General features: G+C 72.0%; 16 protein-coding genes. 8 read left to right on the top strand and 8 right to left on the bottom strand.

From position 1 onward, the window contains the following. Positions 1 to 37: 37 nt before the first annotated feature. Complete coding sequence (locus V6U90_RS17650) at positions 38 to 334, bottom strand: DUF4193 domain-containing protein (RefSeq protein ID WP_007075406.1); 297 nt, start codon at positions 332 to 334, stop codon at positions 38 to 40. A gap of 439 nt (positions 335 to 773) precedes the next feature. Here V6U90_RS17650 and V6U90_RS17655 point away from each other — a divergent pair, with 439 nt between their 5' ends. Next, positions 774 to 1,295, top strand: a complete 522-nt coding sequence (locus V6U90_RS17655; RefSeq protein ID WP_334437639.1) for a LytR C-terminal domain-containing protein — start codon at positions 774 to 776, stop codon at positions 1,293 to 1,295. 98 nt (positions 1,296 to 1,393) lie between these two features. On the opposite strand, the gene V6U90_RS17660 is transcribed toward V6U90_RS17655, so the two are convergent. Further along, the gene (locus V6U90_RS17660; protein WP_334437480.1) at positions 1,394 to 2,206 is read right to left on the bottom strand and encodes an inositol monophosphatase family protein; all 813 of its coding nucleotides are present in this window, start codon (positions 2,204 to 2,206) and stop codon (positions 1,394 to 1,396) included. 287 nt (positions 2,207 to 2,493) lie between these two features. On the opposite strand from V6U90_RS17660, the gene V6U90_RS17665 reads away from it, so the two are divergent. Both V6U90_RS17665 and V6U90_RS17670 read left to right on the top strand, forming a co-directional pair. Beyond that, positions 2,494 to 4,098: an RNA polymerase sigma factor gene (locus V6U90_RS17665; protein WP_334437482.1), complete on the top strand. Its 1,605-nt coding sequence runs from the start codon at positions 2,494 to 2,496 to the stop codon at positions 4,096 to 4,098. Between the two features lie 244 nt (positions 4,099 to 4,342). Beyond that, on the top strand, positions 4,343 to 4,576 hold the full coding sequence (locus V6U90_RS17670; protein ID WP_074474066.1) for a DUF7455 domain-containing protein: 234 nt from the start codon (positions 4,343 to 4,345) through the stop codon (positions 4,574 to 4,576). A gap of 139 nt (positions 4,577 to 4,715) precedes the next feature. Here the strand turns inward: V6U90_RS17670 and V6U90_RS17675 are convergent, their stop codons facing one another. From V6U90_RS17675 to V6U90_RS17685, 3 genes are all read right to left on the bottom strand, one after another. After that, positions 4,716 to 6,437: a DEAD/DEAH box helicase gene (locus V6U90_RS17675; RefSeq protein WP_334437485.1), complete on the bottom strand. Its 1,722-nt coding sequence runs from the start codon at positions 6,435 to 6,437 to the stop codon at positions 4,716 to 4,718. 241 nt (positions 6,438 to 6,678) lie between these two features. After that, positions 6,679 to 7,329 (bottom strand): trimeric intracellular cation channel family protein, encoded by a 651-nt coding sequence (locus V6U90_RS17680; protein WP_334437487.1) that lies wholly within the window; start codon positions 7,327 to 7,329, stop codon positions 6,679 to 6,681. A gap of 39 nt (positions 7,330 to 7,368) precedes the next feature. Continuing rightward, on the bottom strand, positions 7,369 to 7,587 hold the full coding sequence (locus V6U90_RS17685) for a DUF3039 domain-containing protein (protein ID WP_334437489.1): 219 nt from the start codon (positions 7,585 to 7,587) through the stop codon (positions 7,369 to 7,371). 85 nt (positions 7,588 to 7,672) lie between these two features. On the opposite strand from V6U90_RS17685, the gene V6U90_RS17690 reads away from it, so the two are divergent. Both V6U90_RS17690 and V6U90_RS17695 read left to right on the top strand, forming a co-directional pair. Further along, on the top strand, positions 7,673 to 8,608 hold the full coding sequence (locus V6U90_RS17690; protein WP_334437491.1) for a pseudouridine-5'-phosphate glycosidase: 936 nt from the start codon (positions 7,673 to 7,675) through the stop codon (positions 8,606 to 8,608). Continuing rightward, positions 8,605 to 9,528, top strand: coding sequence for a carbohydrate kinase family protein (locus V6U90_RS17695; RefSeq protein ID WP_334437494.1), 924 nt, complete (start codon positions 8,605 to 8,607; stop codon positions 9,526 to 9,528). Before V6U90_RS17690 ends, V6U90_RS17695 begins: the two co-directional genes overlap by 4 nt. A gap of 34 nt (positions 9,529 to 9,562) precedes the next feature. On the opposite strand, the gene V6U90_RS17700 is transcribed toward V6U90_RS17695, so the two are convergent. Beyond that, positions 9,563 to 9,937: a DUF3099 domain-containing protein gene (locus V6U90_RS17700; protein ID WP_334437496.1), complete on the bottom strand. Its 375-nt coding sequence runs from the start codon at positions 9,935 to 9,937 to the stop codon at positions 9,563 to 9,565. A 165-nt stretch (positions 9,938 to 10,102) separates the two neighbouring features. Here V6U90_RS17700 and V6U90_RS17705 point away from each other — a divergent pair, with 165 nt between their 5' ends. Both V6U90_RS17705 and V6U90_RS17710 read left to right on the top strand, forming a co-directional pair. Beyond that, positions 10,103 to 10,390 (top strand): hypothetical protein, encoded by a 288-nt coding sequence (locus V6U90_RS17705; protein ID WP_334437499.1) that lies wholly within the window; start codon positions 10,103 to 10,105, stop codon positions 10,388 to 10,390. 13 nt (positions 10,391 to 10,403) lie between these two features. Beyond that, the gene (locus V6U90_RS17710; protein WP_334437501.1) at positions 10,404 to 10,715 is read left to right on the top strand and encodes a hypothetical protein; all 312 of its coding nucleotides are present in this window, start codon (positions 10,404 to 10,406) and stop codon (positions 10,713 to 10,715) included. 54 nt (positions 10,716 to 10,769) lie between these two features. Here the strand turns inward: V6U90_RS17710 and V6U90_RS17715 are convergent, their stop codons facing one another. Both V6U90_RS17715 and V6U90_RS17720 read right to left on the bottom strand, forming a co-directional pair. Then, positions 10,770 to 11,354: an HhH-GPD-type base excision DNA repair protein gene (locus tag V6U90_RS17715; RefSeq protein ID WP_334437503.1), complete on the bottom strand. Its 585-nt coding sequence runs from the start codon at positions 11,352 to 11,354 to the stop codon at positions 10,770 to 10,772. A 112-nt stretch (positions 11,355 to 11,466) separates the two neighbouring features. After that, positions 11,467 to 12,354 (bottom strand): helix-turn-helix domain-containing protein, encoded by an 888-nt coding sequence (locus V6U90_RS17720; RefSeq protein WP_334437505.1) that lies wholly within the window; start codon positions 12,352 to 12,354, stop codon positions 11,467 to 11,469. 614 nt (positions 12,355 to 12,968) lie between these two features. On the opposite strand from V6U90_RS17720, the gene V6U90_RS17725 reads away from it, so the two are divergent. After that, positions 12,969 to 14,453, top strand: a complete 1,485-nt coding sequence (locus V6U90_RS17725; protein WP_334437508.1) for a DUF7782 domain-containing protein — start codon at positions 12,969 to 12,971, stop codon at positions 14,451 to 14,453. Position 14,454 lies beyond the last annotated feature (1 nt).

Below are 14,454 nucleotides of genomic sequence, written 5' to 3' on the forward strand. Positions count from 1 at the left end.
ACCCCAATTTCGGGGTCGCCGCATCCGCCCGCCGTGGTCAGACGCACTCGCGGCAGATCAGTTCACCGTTCCGCTCGACGGCGAGCTGGCTGCGGTGGTGCACCAGGAAGCACCGCGCACAGCGGAACTCGTCCTGCTGCATCGGCAGCACCTTGACAGTGAGCTCCTCGTCGGCGAGGTCGGCGCCGGGCAGCTCGAAGCTCTCGGCCACCTCGGCCTCGTCGACGTCCACGGCGCCCGACTGTGAGTCGACGCGCCGTGCCTTCAGCTCTTCCAGGCTGTCCTCGCCGAGGTCGACCTCGTCGCGACGCGGGGCGTCGTAGTCGGTGGCCATCGGTTTCACTCTCCCATATCGATATGGTCGCTTCCGGCTGTAACGCCGGACGACGCCGTTTCGGTTCCCACTGGCCGACCGTCCTCCTGTCGGTCTCCCGACCCGGCGGACCGGCCAGGCCGACGCCGCCGGAGAAACTCCCCCAGCGAGTGCGGCACCTTACCCCCCTTTGGGCGAGGCATGTATACCTCCCTCGCGGCATGCATGTACGCCCCCGCACGCAAAGTTGTTCCCAATGTGATCCAGGCGACACGAAGATAGGGGTAGTACTACCCGGTTCGTGGTCGGCGCGCCGGCATGTCCGGCTGTTTCCACGCGAGCGTCGGACAACCGCTAACCTCAGCGGCGTACTCGGCGCCGACACACCGGGTGGGACCGGTCCCCGCCACAGGAGTCGGCCATACACCTGGACGGAGAGCCCCAGATGAGCTTTGCGCGAGTGCGAGCACTCGTTGTCGTCGGCGTACTGGTGGTCTTCGCCCTGGTCTTCGTGGTGGTGGCGGTGGTCCGCGACTCGCAGCGCGGGGTCGGCGCCGCCCAGGGCTGCCCGGACGGGTGGGTACTGGCCGACGTCACCCTCCGTGAGCCGAAGGACGTCAAGATCAACGTCTACAACGCCACCGACGAGGCTGGTCTGGCCGGCACCATCGCCGACGACTTCCGTAACCGGAAGTTCCAGGTCAAGAAGCAGGGCAACGACCCGATGAAGAAGGGCGTGGACGGCGTCGCCGTGCTGCGGTACGGGCCGAAGGCGGTCGGCTCCGCCCACCTGTTGCGCGCGTACTTCCTCAACCAGTCCGACAACGAGTACGACCCGAAGCGCAAGGACGACATGGTGGACGTGGTGCTCGGCAACGGGTTCCAGCAGCTGGCCACCACCACCGAGGTGAACCAGTCCCTCGGCGACCTCGGGTCGCCGCCCCTGCCGCCGAACGCCTGCCCGGCGCCGGCCAAGAAGTAGCCCTCGGGCCCCACGGTCGGCGGGCGTGCGCCCGGTACGCCATGGCCGCCGGGGCCGGGTCTACCGGCGACACGGGTCGCCGGAGCCGGGCCCGGGCGTCACGGCCCGCCGGAGGCGTCCAGGTCGGCCAACCGGTCGTGCAGCGGTCCGAAGAGTGCCGGCGGGGCGGCGATGACCAGGTCCGGTCCGGCCGGGCGGCCGGTCAGCCCGTCCACCCGGAGACCCGCCTCCGTGGCGACCAGCCCACCGGCGGCCAGGTCCCAGGCGGCCAGCCCTTTCTCGTAGTACGCGTCGACCTGCCCCTCGGCGGCCCGGCACAGATCGATCGAGGCGGCCCCGAAGCGGCGGATGTCACGGACGTGCGGGATCAACCGGGCCAGCACGGCGGCCTGGTGCTGCCGGCGGGCCGGCGCGTAGCCGAAGCCGGTGGCGACCAGGGACTGGGCCAGCTCGGTCTCGGTGGAGCCGGACAGCCGCCGCCCGTCCCGGTAGGCGCCGCCGCCCCGCACGGCCGTCCACTCGTCCCCGGTGGCGGCGTTGCGGACCACCCCCGCCACGACCACCCCGTCCACCTCGGCGGCCAGCGAGACCGCATAGCAGGGGATGCCGTAGAGGTAGTTGACCGTCCCGTCGATCGGGTCGATGATCCACCGCACCCCGCCGCCGGCCGCGCCGTCCTCGCCGTACTCCTCGCCCAGCACGGCGTCCCCCGGCCGTCGACGGCGCAGGTCCGCCACGACCTGCTGCTCGACGGCGCGGTCGGCGGCGGTCACCACGTCGGTCACCGTGCTCTTGGTGGCCACCGGGGAGACCCCCTCGGCCCGCATCCGGGCGGCGGTGGTGGCGGCGGCACGGGCCACCTCGACGGCGATCTTGAGCAATTCCTGCGGCGCCGGCACCGGACCGTGCATACTGTCCCCTTCTCGCACGTAGGCGGCGGCCCGGGTCGACCGCAGGTATCATCCTTACAAAGTCCACAAGTGCGCCCAAATCAGCGGCCCCTGCCGCACGGCGCGCCGTGCGGCGCAGGATGATCGCCGCAGACGGCGTTACAATTCACGCGCTGCCCACGCGCCACGGACCGCCAACGACCGGCCGGCCCGGGACACGGGGGTCCCTCAACCACATCGTCCGGCACGGCGTCCCGCTGCGCCGGTCGGTCCGGCCGTGCTCGCTCATCGCCTCCGGAAGGTCATTCGTGACAGAACCCCGCCACACCGGCGCCGACGTACGCTCGCTCACCGACACCTTGATCGCCCACGCGCAGAGCGCCGGCGGCCAGCTCACGTCGGCCCAGCTCGCGCGCACGGTCGAGTCCGCTGAGGTGACCCCGGCCCAGGCCAAGAAGATCCTGCGTGCGCTCTCCGACGCGGGAGTGACCGTCGTGGTGGACGGCTCGGCGAGCACCCGCCGGCGGGTCGCCGCCGCCCGGTCCGCCACCCCGGCCTCCCGGGCAACGACCGCCAAGACCACAAAGAAGGCCGCCGCGCCCGCCCCGAAGCAGGCCGGGGCCTCGGCCGACGAGGCGGCCCCGGCCGTGCGGAAGGCGGCGCCCCGCAAGGCCGCCACCACCGCCGCAGTGGCCGCCAAGGCTGCTGCGCCGGCCAAGGCCGCCGCCAAGACGACCCGGGCAGCCAAGACCACCGCTGCGGCCGGTACGGGAACCGCCCCGGGCAAGGCCAAGTCGGCCGACGGCCCGGACGGCGACATCGATCCGGAGCAGCTGGCCGCCGAGATCGAGGACGTGGTGGTCGAGGAGCCGGCGGAGCTGGCCCAGGCCGCCGAGGCCGACGCCGCGGGCGCCGCGACCGACAACGACTTCGAGTGGGACGACGAGGAGTCCGAGGCGCTCAAGCAGGCGCGCCGGGACGCCGAGCTGACCGCCTCCGCCGACTCGGTCCGGGCGTACCTCAAGCAGATCGGTAAGGTCCCGCTGCTCAACGCCGAGCAGGAGGTGGAGCTCGCCAAGCGGATCGAGGCGGGGCTCTACGCCGCGGAGCGGCTACGCGCCGCCGAGGAGGGCGAGGAGAAGTTCACCCGGGAGATGGCCCGGGACCTGGGCTGGATCTCGCGGGACGGCGAGCGGGCCAAGAACCACCTGCTGGAGGCGAACCTGCGGCTGGTGGTCTCCCTCGCCAAGCGGTACACCGGGCGGGGCATGGCCTTCCTCGACCTGATCCAGGAGGGCAACCTCGGCCTGATCCGCGCGGTCGAGAAGTTCGACTACACCAAGGGTTACAAGTTCTCCACCTACGCGACCTGGTGGATCCGGCAGGCCATCACCCGCGCCATGGCCGACCAGGCCCGCACCATCCGCATCCCGGTGCACATGGTCGAGGTCATCAACAAGCTCGGCCGGATCCAACGTGAGCTGCTCCAGGACCTGGGCCGCGAGCCCACTCCGGAGGAGCTGGCCAAGGAGATGGACATCACACCCGAGAAGGTGCTGGAGATCCAGCAGTACGCCCGGGAGCCCATCTCGCTCGACCAGACCATCGGCGACGAGGGCGACAGCCAACTCGGCGACTTCATCGAGGACTCCGAGGCGGTCGTCGCGGTCGACGCGGTCTCCTTCTCGCTGCTCCAGGATCAGCTCCAGCAGGTGCTCCAGACGCTCTCCGAGCGGGAGGCTGGTGTGGTCCGACTGCGTTTCGGCCTGACCGACGGCCAGCCGCGCACGCTGGACGAGATCGGCCAGGTGTACGGGGTGACCCGGGAGCGGATCCGGCAGATCGAGTCGAAGACGATGTCGAAGCTGCGTCACCCGTCCCGTTCGCAGGTGCTGCGCGATTATCTCGACTGAGGCGATTCGTCAACCATTAGTGTCGGTTTGATCACCACCCGTACAACACGCCGAACTGATCGTTCGGTTGCCCGGTTGTGATCGTTGACGTGGCACCCTTGGTGCACGGCACACTGTCTCCACCATGTGTGACCTCGGTCCCCCGCGGGCACACTGGGAAGGCCGCGCCCCACAAGGGTGTTGCACGATAGGTGAGCAATGACCGAAGAGAGTGTTCATCGGTGACGACCCGAGGAGGAAGGCGATGACCCCGACCCTCACGCCGCCGCCCGAGACGGTGGCTCCCCCAGCCGCCGATGAACGGTGCGACCGCTGCAATGCTGCCGGTAAGCTCCGGATCACTCTGGCGGGTGGGAGCGAGCTGGTGTTCTGTGGGCACCACGCGAACAAGTACGCCGAGGATCTTGTCAAGATCACTGTGCGGTTCGCGACGGACCCGGAGTTCAGCTGGCGTGGCGCCGATCTAATGGCGAACTGAACAACGACCCGACGGACATAACTGACGGGAGGCGCCCCGAAGGGTGCCTCCCGTCATCCGTATCGGCCCCGGATCCACCCAGAGCCGGGACGGGCAGTCCCATACCCGGCAAAGCCGGGCCAGGACGGCTCCGGCAGGCTCAGAGGGTCTGGACGGTGGCGATCCGTTCCTCGAGCTGCTCGATCGTCGCCTGCGCGCTGGGCGGCCCGCCGCAGAGCCGGCGCAACTCCGCATGGATCTTGCCGTGCGGGAGACCGGTCCGGTGGTGCCGGGCGGCCACCAGAGCGTTCAGCTGCCGCCTGAGCGCCACCCGACGCTCGCCGGCGGTCAGCGGCACCGGGGGGCGCTCCGCCGCCTCAGCGGCCGGCTCAGCCCGCCTGCGCCGCTGCGCCGCCAACTGCTCCGCCTGCCGCTTGTTCAGTAGGACGGTCACCTGGTCGGGGGTGAGCAGACCGGGCAGACCCAGATATTCCTCCTCCTCCGGGGTGCCGGCCTGCGCGGCGGTACCGAAGGACGCCCCGTCGAAGATCACCTGATCGAGTTCGGCGGTGGCGGAAAGCGCCTCGAACCGCTTCTCCAGCTCACCGCTGGCCTGCTCGTTGCGCTGGGCGCGCTCCAGCAGGTCGTCGTCGAAACCCTCCCGCTTCTTCGCGGCGCCGATCACGTGGTCCCGCTGGGCCTCCATCTCGCTGGCCAGACCGAGCAGATGCGGAACGCTGGGCAGGAAGACCGAGGCCGACTCCCCGGGACGCCGGGCCCGGACGAACCGCCCGATCGCCTGGGCGAAGTAGAGCGGGGTGGAGGCGCTGGTGGCGTAGACACCCACCGCCAACCGCGGGATGTCCACCCCTTCGGAGACCATCCGGACCGCGACCAGCCACCGTTGCTCGGAGGCGGCGAACGCGGCGATCCGGGCCGAGGCGCCCACGTCGTCGGAGAGCACCACCACGGCCTTCTCCCCGGTCAGCCGCTCGACCAGCCGGGCGTACGCCCGGGCGGACTGCTGGTCACTGGCGATCACCAGGCCACCCGCGTCCGGCATGCCGCCCTTGCGCATGACGGTCAGCCGGGCGTCGGCGGCCCGAAGCACCTGGGGCATCCAGTCGCCGGCCGGGTCGAGGGCGGTCCGCCACGCCTGGGCGACCAGGTCCTGGGTCATCGGCTCACCGAGCCGGGCGGCCAACTCGTCCCCGGCACTGGTCCGCCAGCGGGTCTCCCCCGAGTACGCCAGGAAGAGCACCGGCCGGACCACGCCGTCGCGCAACGCGTCCGAATAGCCGTAGACCGCGTCCGCCCGGGACCGGGGCAGACCGTCGCCACCCCGCTCGTAGGTGACGAACGGGATGGGGTTGTCGTCGGAGCGGAACGGCGTACCGGTGAGCATCAGCCGGCGTACCGCCGGCTCGAAGGCGGCCTTGACCCCGTCACCCCAGGAGCGGGAGTCGCCGGCATGGTGGATCTCGTCCAGGATGACCAGGGTCCGCCGGGTCATCGTCCGCCGCCGGTGCACCTGTGGCGCGATTCCGACCTGGGCGTACGTGACGACGGCACCGTGGAAGTCCGCCGACGAGTGCAGGTCGGCGTTGCGGAACGCCGCGTCGAGGTGGATGCCGACCCGGGCGGCGGCAGCGGCCCACTGGGTCTTCAGGTGCTCGGTGGGGGCCACCACGGTGACCGCCTCGACGGTGCCGTCGGCGAGTAGTTCGGCGGCGATCCGCAGGGCGAAGGTGGTTTTACCGGCACCCGGGGTCGCCACCGCGGTGAAGTCCTCGGCACGCCGCCGCAGGTACTCGAAGAGCGCCTTGCGCTGCCAGGACCGCAGCGCGGGAAAGGTGTCGATCGCCGGCAACCGGACACCCACGCGAACCGCTCCTCTCGCCGTCACACCACCCGCCGCCACGAACGCCGGGTGCGCAGCCACCTCGGCCAGCCGGCCGGGACCGCTCGGGAACGGCCGTCGACCAGCAGCGGGCCACCGCCCAAGAAAACGCCTCCGCGAGGCCGCTGGCGCGCGAAGGCCGACCCAGCATAACCAGCCGACGCCCCGGCAGCCCGGCGACACCGCCGCCGGTGTCCGACCCCACCGGATGCCCGGCGGTGGGTCAGGACCCCTCGGGCGGGCGGCGTCCGACCCGGGGCTGGGCGGTGGCCACCGGCGCCGACCAGCGACGCCGCAGCGCGACCAGGCGTACCCCGAAGACCAGGGCCACCGCGGCGGTGAGCGGTGCCGGCCCTGTCAGCCGGGCGTGGTCGAGGACGACCACGGTGACCGAGCCGAGCAGGGCGGCCACCGCGTAGATCTCCCGGCGCAGCACCACCGGGATCTCCCCGGTGAGCAGGTCCCGGCCGAGGCCACCGCCGATCGCGGTGAGCATGCCGATGAAGCAGGCCCCGACGGCGGGTACCTGGGCGTCGAGCGCCTTGAGGGTGCCGGTGATCGTGAACAGGCCCAGTCCGGCCGCGTCCAGCACCAGCACGGTGGTACGCAGGCGGGCGAACTGGGGGTGGAACCAGAAGACGATGCCGGCGGTGACCGCCGCCGTGCCGGCGTACCGCCAGTCGGCGAAGGCCAACGGCGGGACCTCGTCGATGACCAGGTCCCGGAAGATGCCGCCACCGAGCGCGGCGACGAAGCCAACGAAGATCACACCGAACAGGTCGAGCCGTTTGGCGACCGCGGCCGAGGCGCCCGAAGCGGCGAATACGGCCACCCCGGTCAGGTCGGCGAACAACAACGCGGTGGAGGTGGTCACCGCCGCAGGTTACGCGCGCCGCCGGGGCAGCCGTCCCGTTCAGTCGCCCCAGGAGTCGTAGATCTCCTTGCAGGCGGGACAGACCGGCGAACCCGGTTTGGCCGCCTTGGTCACCGGGAACGTCTCACCGCAGAGCGCGACGACGTACGTACCCATGACCGCGCTCTCGGCGATCTTCTCCTTGCGGACGTAGTGGAACATCTCCGGGCCGGTGTCGGCGTCCTTCAGCTCCGGCCGCTCGAGGACCTCTGTGCTCACGTTGCACCTCCAACTTTTCAGTTTGGCAGGTCATGATGGGACGGTCCACCGGGGGCGACGCGGGAGCGGGTCGTACGGTGACCAGGTGACTGACTTTCAGATCCGCTACGGCGAAGAGGTGGCCCGGGCCCTGCGGGACGGGCGGCCGGTGGTGGCGCTGGAGAGCACCATCGTCTCGCACGGGCTACCCCGCCCCGACAACCTCCGGGTGGCCCGGGAGATTGAGCAGGCGGTACGCGACGGCGGGGCGGTGCCGGCGACCATCGGCATGGTCGGCGGACAGCTCATGGTCGGCCTGGACGACGCCGAGCTGACCCGGCTGGCCACCGTCGACGGGGTGGCCAAGCTCTCCGTACGCGATCTGGCGGTGGCCGCCGCGACCGGCGCGGACGGCGCCACCACGGTTGCCGCCACCAGTGCGGTCGCTGCGGCGGCCGGGATCGGCGTGTTCGCCACCGGCGGTCTCGGCGGGGTGCACCGGGAGGCGACCCAGACCTTCGACGAGTCCGCCGACCTGACCACCCTGGCCCGTACCCCGATCGCGGTGGTCTGCGCCGGGGTCAAGTCGATCCTCGACGTCGGGGCGACGCTGGAGCGGCTGGAGACCCTGGGCGTCGGCGTGGTCGGCTACCGGACCCGGCGTTTCCCCGGGTTCTTCGTCACCGACGGCGGCTTCGACCTGGACTGGTCAGTGGACACGCCCGAACTGGTCGCGGCGGTGCTCGCGGCCCGCACGGAGCAGGGGGTCCACGGCGGTGGGCTGCTCGTGGCCAACCCCCTGCCGGAGGACGAGCAGCTCGACCGGGACGTGCACGACCGCACCCTGGCCGAGGGGTTGTCCCGGATGGCGGCCGAGGGGGTGACCGGCAAGGCGGTGACCCCGTTCCTGCTGGCCCACTTCCACTCCGCCACCAAGGGCGCCAGCCTGGCGGTGAATGTCCGGATCATCCTGCGCAACGCGGATCTGGCCGCCCGGATCGCGGTCGCGGCCACCCGGCGACCGGCCGTCGCACCCGCGTGACCGGCGGTCCCGTCCCCGCCGGGCCGGGCGCCGGGCGGGTGGTCGTGGTCGGTGACGTGGTCACCGACGTGGTCGCGGTACTCGCCGCGGCACCCGCCACCGGCTCGGACACCCCGGCCCGGATCCGGTTCACCGGGGGCGGCCAGGCGGCCAACACGGCGGCCTGGCTCGCCGCCCAACGGGTACCGGTCACCCTGGTCGGCGCGGTCGGCGGGGACGATGCGGGCCGGGCCCGGGTAGCCGAACTCACCGGGCTCGGCGTCGACTGCGCGGTCACCCGGCACCCCGACGCACCGACCGGCACGGTGATCGTGCTCGCCGCCGCCGGGGAACGGACCATGGTCACCGAACGGGGCGCCAACCTGCGGCTCTCCGCCGCCGACGTGGACGCCGCGCTGGCCGGTACGCCGGACGCGCGGCATCTGCACCTGTCGGCGTACACCCTGCTGGACGCCGCGTCGCGGGGCGCCGGGCTGCGGGCGTTGGCCGCCGCCCACGAACGGGGGCTCACCACCAGCGTCGACGCGGCCTCCGCGGCCCCGCTGCGGCGGGTGGGCGCGGCGGCCTTCCTGAGCTGGGTACGCGACGTGGACCTGCTGCTCGCCAACGCCGACGAGGCGGCGGTGCTGGCCGGTGGGGTGGAAGCGGTGGCCCAGGCGCGGGCGCTGACCCCGATGGCCCGCCGGGTGGTGGTGAAGCGGGGCGCGGCCGGAGCGGTCTGGGCGGACCGGGCCGGGACGCTGGTGGAGGTGCCGGCCCGGCGGGTCGACGTGGTCGACGTGACCGGAGCGGGTGACGCCTTCGCCGCCGGGCTGCTCGCTGCCTGGGTGGGGGGCGCGGCACCGGTGGCGGCGCTGGAGCGGGCCGGGGAACTCGGTGCGGTGGCCGTGGCGACCGTGGGGGCACGGCCTGCCGGCTGAGCCGGCGGACGACGGCGCCGGGACGGGTGTCGGATCAGGCGTCCGGCCGGGCGTCGGTGTCGACGTCGACGATCCGGTGCGGGCGTTCCTCGGCGGTCAGTGCCGGGGTGACCGGCTCGGCCGGCTCCCCGCGACGGAAGCGGTTGACCAGCCGGTGCTCCTCCTTCGGCGGCCGGTCGTTGGCGATCAGCACGGCCAACCAGGGCAGCAGGATCATGCCCACCCCGCAGAGCGGCAGCCAGAGCCAGAGCAGCGGCGCCTCCACGATGACCAGCACCGCTCCGGCGATGACACAGAACACCCGGATGGACATCATCACCACGTAGCGCACCTGGCGGCTGTGAAGCTGGTCCTGCTGGCTGCGTGGCGCGTCGGTGATCAGGATCGGCTCATACGCCTGACGTTTCACGACGGTCCTCCTCGCGGGAATCGCCTCCATCCTGTCACCTTCCCGGTCACCGTCCTGGACAGGCGGACGAAACCCGCAGCCCACGAAGACCGCAGCCTACGAAGACCGCAGCCGGCGAAAACCGCAGCAGGTGCCCGCGTGTTACGCCCGTGGTACGCTCCGCCCGTGGGCGCCAGGTTCAGCTTCACCGAGGTGGCGTTGGCCAACCTGCGGGTCTACGACGTCACCCCTGGGGAAGTCTGGGAGGCCCTGCACAGCTCCCGACGGGTGATCCGGCACCTCGGTGACGACGTGATGGTGGTCTACGCCGCGGCCCGCCGGGGACGCCGGTTGGCCGTGCTGCTCGCCGAGGCCGACGGGGTGGACAACGACTGGGACATCCTCTCCGCCCGGGACCTGAGCGACATCGAGGCAAAGCGGTACGACGAGGCGGTACGCGGATTTCGCCGATGAGGAGGCGGACAGGATGGACCGGCACGACGCCATCGACAGGTTCCACGCCGGCGACGAGCGGTTCGCCGAGCTGATCGACACCAGCCAGCCGGCCGAGCTACCCACCCCGGACACCGACGTGCCGATGGTCAGCCGCTCGGTACGCCTTCCCGTGGAAACGTACGAGCGGGTACGTGCCGCCGCCGAGGCGCGGGGCATCGGGGTGACCACCCTGATGCGCCAGTGGATCGAGGCCGGCCTGGCCGATCTGGACGACTCGGCGACGGTGTCCCTGGCCGACGTACGGCGGGCCCTGGCGGCACTCGCCCACCCGACCGCCGCCTGATCCCGCCCCGACACCGGCGCCCGACCGCTTCGGCACCCGGGCGGTCGCCGGCGGTCAGCCCCGGGCGTCTCTGGCGGCCCGGGCCGCCGCCTTGGCCTGCTGCTTGGATTCGCGTACCCGCAGCAGCGACTCCGCGTCGGTGACGTCCGCCACCGAGGCGTACGCGTCATCCGGGCCGTAGCCACCGGCCGCCTCCCGCCAGCCGGGCGGCCGTACCCCGAACCGCTTACCGAGCAGCGCGACGAGGATCTGCGCCTTCTGCCGACCGAACCCGGGTAGCGCGGCCACCCGCTTCAGCAACTCGGCGCCGCTGTCGGCGGTGCCCCACAACCGGCCGGCGTCCCCGTCGTACTGCTCGACCAGCGCCCGGCAGACCTCCTGCACCCGGCCTGCCATCGCCTTCGGGAACCGGTGCAGGGCCGGCGGCTGGGCGAAGACAGCGACCAGCGCCTCGGCGTCGTACCCGGCCAGTTCCCGGGCGTCCGGCTCGTGGCCCAACCGTTCGGTCAGCACGTAGGGCGAGGAGAAGGCCTTCTCCATCGGGATCTGCTGGTCGAGGACCATGCCCAGCAGGAGGGCCAGCGGGTTCCGGTTCAGCAGCTCGTTGGCGCGATCGTCGATAGGCAGGTGGAGCGTCATGGGCCCATCCTGCCCGGCCGCTCCGCGATGACCGGCACGAACCGCCGGTCGCACCGACCGGCCGGTCGCCCCCGCTGGCTACCTGAGCTACCTGAGCTTCCCGGCCACCGGTTCAGCCGCGTTCGGCGCCCACGCCGACGAGGCCACCGATCATGTCCCGGGACTCGTCGGGCGGCAGCGCCAGCTCCACCAGCCGGGACCACACCTCCTCGTAGGCGGCCACCTCGCTGGGCCGGGTCAGGTAGCGGGCCCCGGTCAACGACTCGCTGTACACCGTGGTGGGCTCGATCGGCCCCCGGTCACCGCTGACCGGGAAGTCGAGGATGGTGAACGGACCGGCCTCACTGGCGCCGGTAGGACCGACGGACAGGGGCAGGATCCGCACGCTCACGTTGGGCAGCCGGGAGACGGTGACCAGGTGCGTGAGCTGGGCCGCCATGCCGTCCGGGTCGCCGATCCGCCGTTGCAGCACCGCCTCGGAGAGCACCACGTCGAAGCACGGCGGGTCGGGTACCTGCCGGGTCAGCAGCGCCTGACGGCCGAGCTGGAGGGAGACCGCCTGGTCCCGCTCCGGCCTGGCCGACGCCGGACGGTTGTCCACCACGGCACCCGCGTAGTCCGGGGTACGCAGCAGTCCGGGCACCAGCTCACCGTTGTAGTGGCGGAGCCGCCTGGCGGTCATCTCCAACTCGACGTAGAGCGAGAACCAGTTCGGTACGGCGTCACCGTACTCACGCCACCAGGCCTTCTCCCGGGTCTGGGTGGCGAGCGCGGCGAGCACCCGGGTGGTCTCCGCGCCGGCCCGGTAGAGGTTGCACAGGACCTTGACGTCCCGTGGCCGTACCGGAACAGCCCCACACTCGACCCGCCAGATCTTCTGCCGGGAACAGCCCAGTGCGAAGGCCGCGTCGTCCTGCGAGATTCCGGCCTGCTCCCTTAACTGGCGCAGATGCCGACCCAACTGCCGGCGCGACACGGTCGAACCCACCGCCATTGTCATGAAGCCCCCGTTTCCGTCTCCCGCACCCGGCATCCCGGCCACGCCGGGCTGACGCTTATCCCGCATCGCCACGTCGTCCGATATTTCCAGGAACAAAGGCAACGGGCAATGTCTTGCTTACCAGGAATACGAAATATAAAGCTTCACTGGGCCTTGACCGGCACGCAACGAGCCGTTGACCGGTCGGTACCGGACACGCTCCACCCCCCTGTGACGGAAGGAATCCGGCGCTCCAGCCGATCGGAGGACAGCGCGGGACGCGTCCGGCGGAGACCAGAGCGGCGCGTCGGAGGTTGAGTTGCGCAGCCCGCAGCGGCGACGAGCCTCTGTCGAATTCATGACATTGCCGCCCGCCCCACCGCAGCCCGTACCGGTCACAAATTTGCGATTGTTGTCGAACCAGCAGGGTAACGACCCGGAAATTGCAGGAAGCAATCATCACGGGCCGCCGGGGGTACCCCGGCCGCAACGACCGCAGACGCGACCGGTCATCCACCGGGCCGGTCGCGGCAACCGCCCCCCGGCCCTGGCTGCGGCCACCCCGACCGGCCGGGTGACGCACCGACGTCCCGGGCGGTGCCGGCCGCCGCCGGATCAGGGGGCAGGATGGCAACGTGGACGAACACGACATGCTGCTCTCCCCCGCCGGAGTCGACCAGCTTCGCACCGCGCTGGTCAGCGCCGGCTACACCTCCAGTGGAATCGCCGAGCGGTTGGGACCGCAGGCCACCGCCGGGATGACCCGCAACGACTACCGGGCGGCGTTACGGGTCACCGAGGACCGGGACCGGCTGGCCACGTTGATCCGGCTCTTCGTCTGCGGGCAGACCGAACCGGAACCGGCGGTGGTGGCGGCGCTGGCTCCGCTGTCCCTGACCGACGCGCTCGCCGCCGGGCTGGTCGAGCGGCACGGGAACGGGCTGCGGCAGGGCATCGACCTGGAGCCGTACGGCGACACCTGGTGGGTCGTCTCCGACGTCCCGGCCACCGCCCGTCCCGGTCAGCCCCTCGCCGCCGACCATGTACTCGGCATCGGAGGCGCGTCCACCACCCTGGTCGGAGCCACCATGCGCCGGGAGGTGGGGACCGCGCTGGACCTCGGCACGGGCAGCGGCGTGCAGGCGCTGCACCTGGCGACCCACGCCCGCTCGGTGACCGCCACCGACCTCTCCGCCCGGTCGCTGCGGTTCGCCGCCACCACCGCCGCGCTCAGCGGCCAGCGGTGGGAACTGCTCGCCGGGGACCTGACCGCACCGGTCGCCGGACGCCGCTTCGACCTGGTGGTGAGCAACCCACCGTTCGTGGTCGGGCCGGGTACCACGACGCACAGCTACCGGGACTCGGGACGGGTCGGGGACAGTCTCGCCACCGAACTCGCCGCCGCCGCGCCGGGCCTGCTCACCGAGGGCGGCACGATGCAGTACCTGGCCAACTGGGTGCACGTGGCCGGCGAGGACTGGCGGGAGCGGGTGGCCGGCTGGTTCGCCGGGAGCGGCCTGGACGCCTGGGTGATCCAGCGCGAGGTCGCCGACCCGATGGCGTACGTCGACCTGTGGCTGGCCGACGCCAGTGAGCACACCGATCCGCAGCGGGTGGCCGGGTGGCTGGACTGGTTCGACGCGCACAAGGTGGAGGCGATCGGTTTCGGGGTGATCAGCCTCCGCCGGGGCGGGCACGACGATCCGGTGGTCCGGGTGGAGGAGCTGCGCCAGCCGGTCCAGCCGCCGATGGGCGACCGGATCGCCGCCTGGTTCGAGCGGCAGGACTGGCTACGGGTACGCGACGCCGACGCGCTGCTGGCCGGCCGGTACCGGGCCGCCGAGGGACTGCAACTGCGCCAGGAGGCCACCATGGGCCCGGACGGCTGGGCGGTCGACAAGCAACTGCTCGCCATGCCGACCGGTCTGCGCTGGACCGAGGAGGTGGACCCGCTGGTGCTGGCGCTGGTGGGCGGCGCGGACGGGCAGGTGCCGCTGCGCGACCAGCTCGCGGTGCTCGCGGTCGCGCACGAGGTGGCCGAGTCCGAACTCGCCGAGGCGGCCGTACCGATCGTCGGTCACCTGATCGAGCGGGGCTTCATCGAGCCGGTGGCGGGCTGAT

The sequence above is a fragment of the Micromonospora sp. CPCC 206060 genome, assembly GCF_036906895.1.
Taxonomy (GTDB): Bacteria; Actinomycetota; Actinomycetes; order Mycobacteriales; family Micromonosporaceae; genus Micromonospora.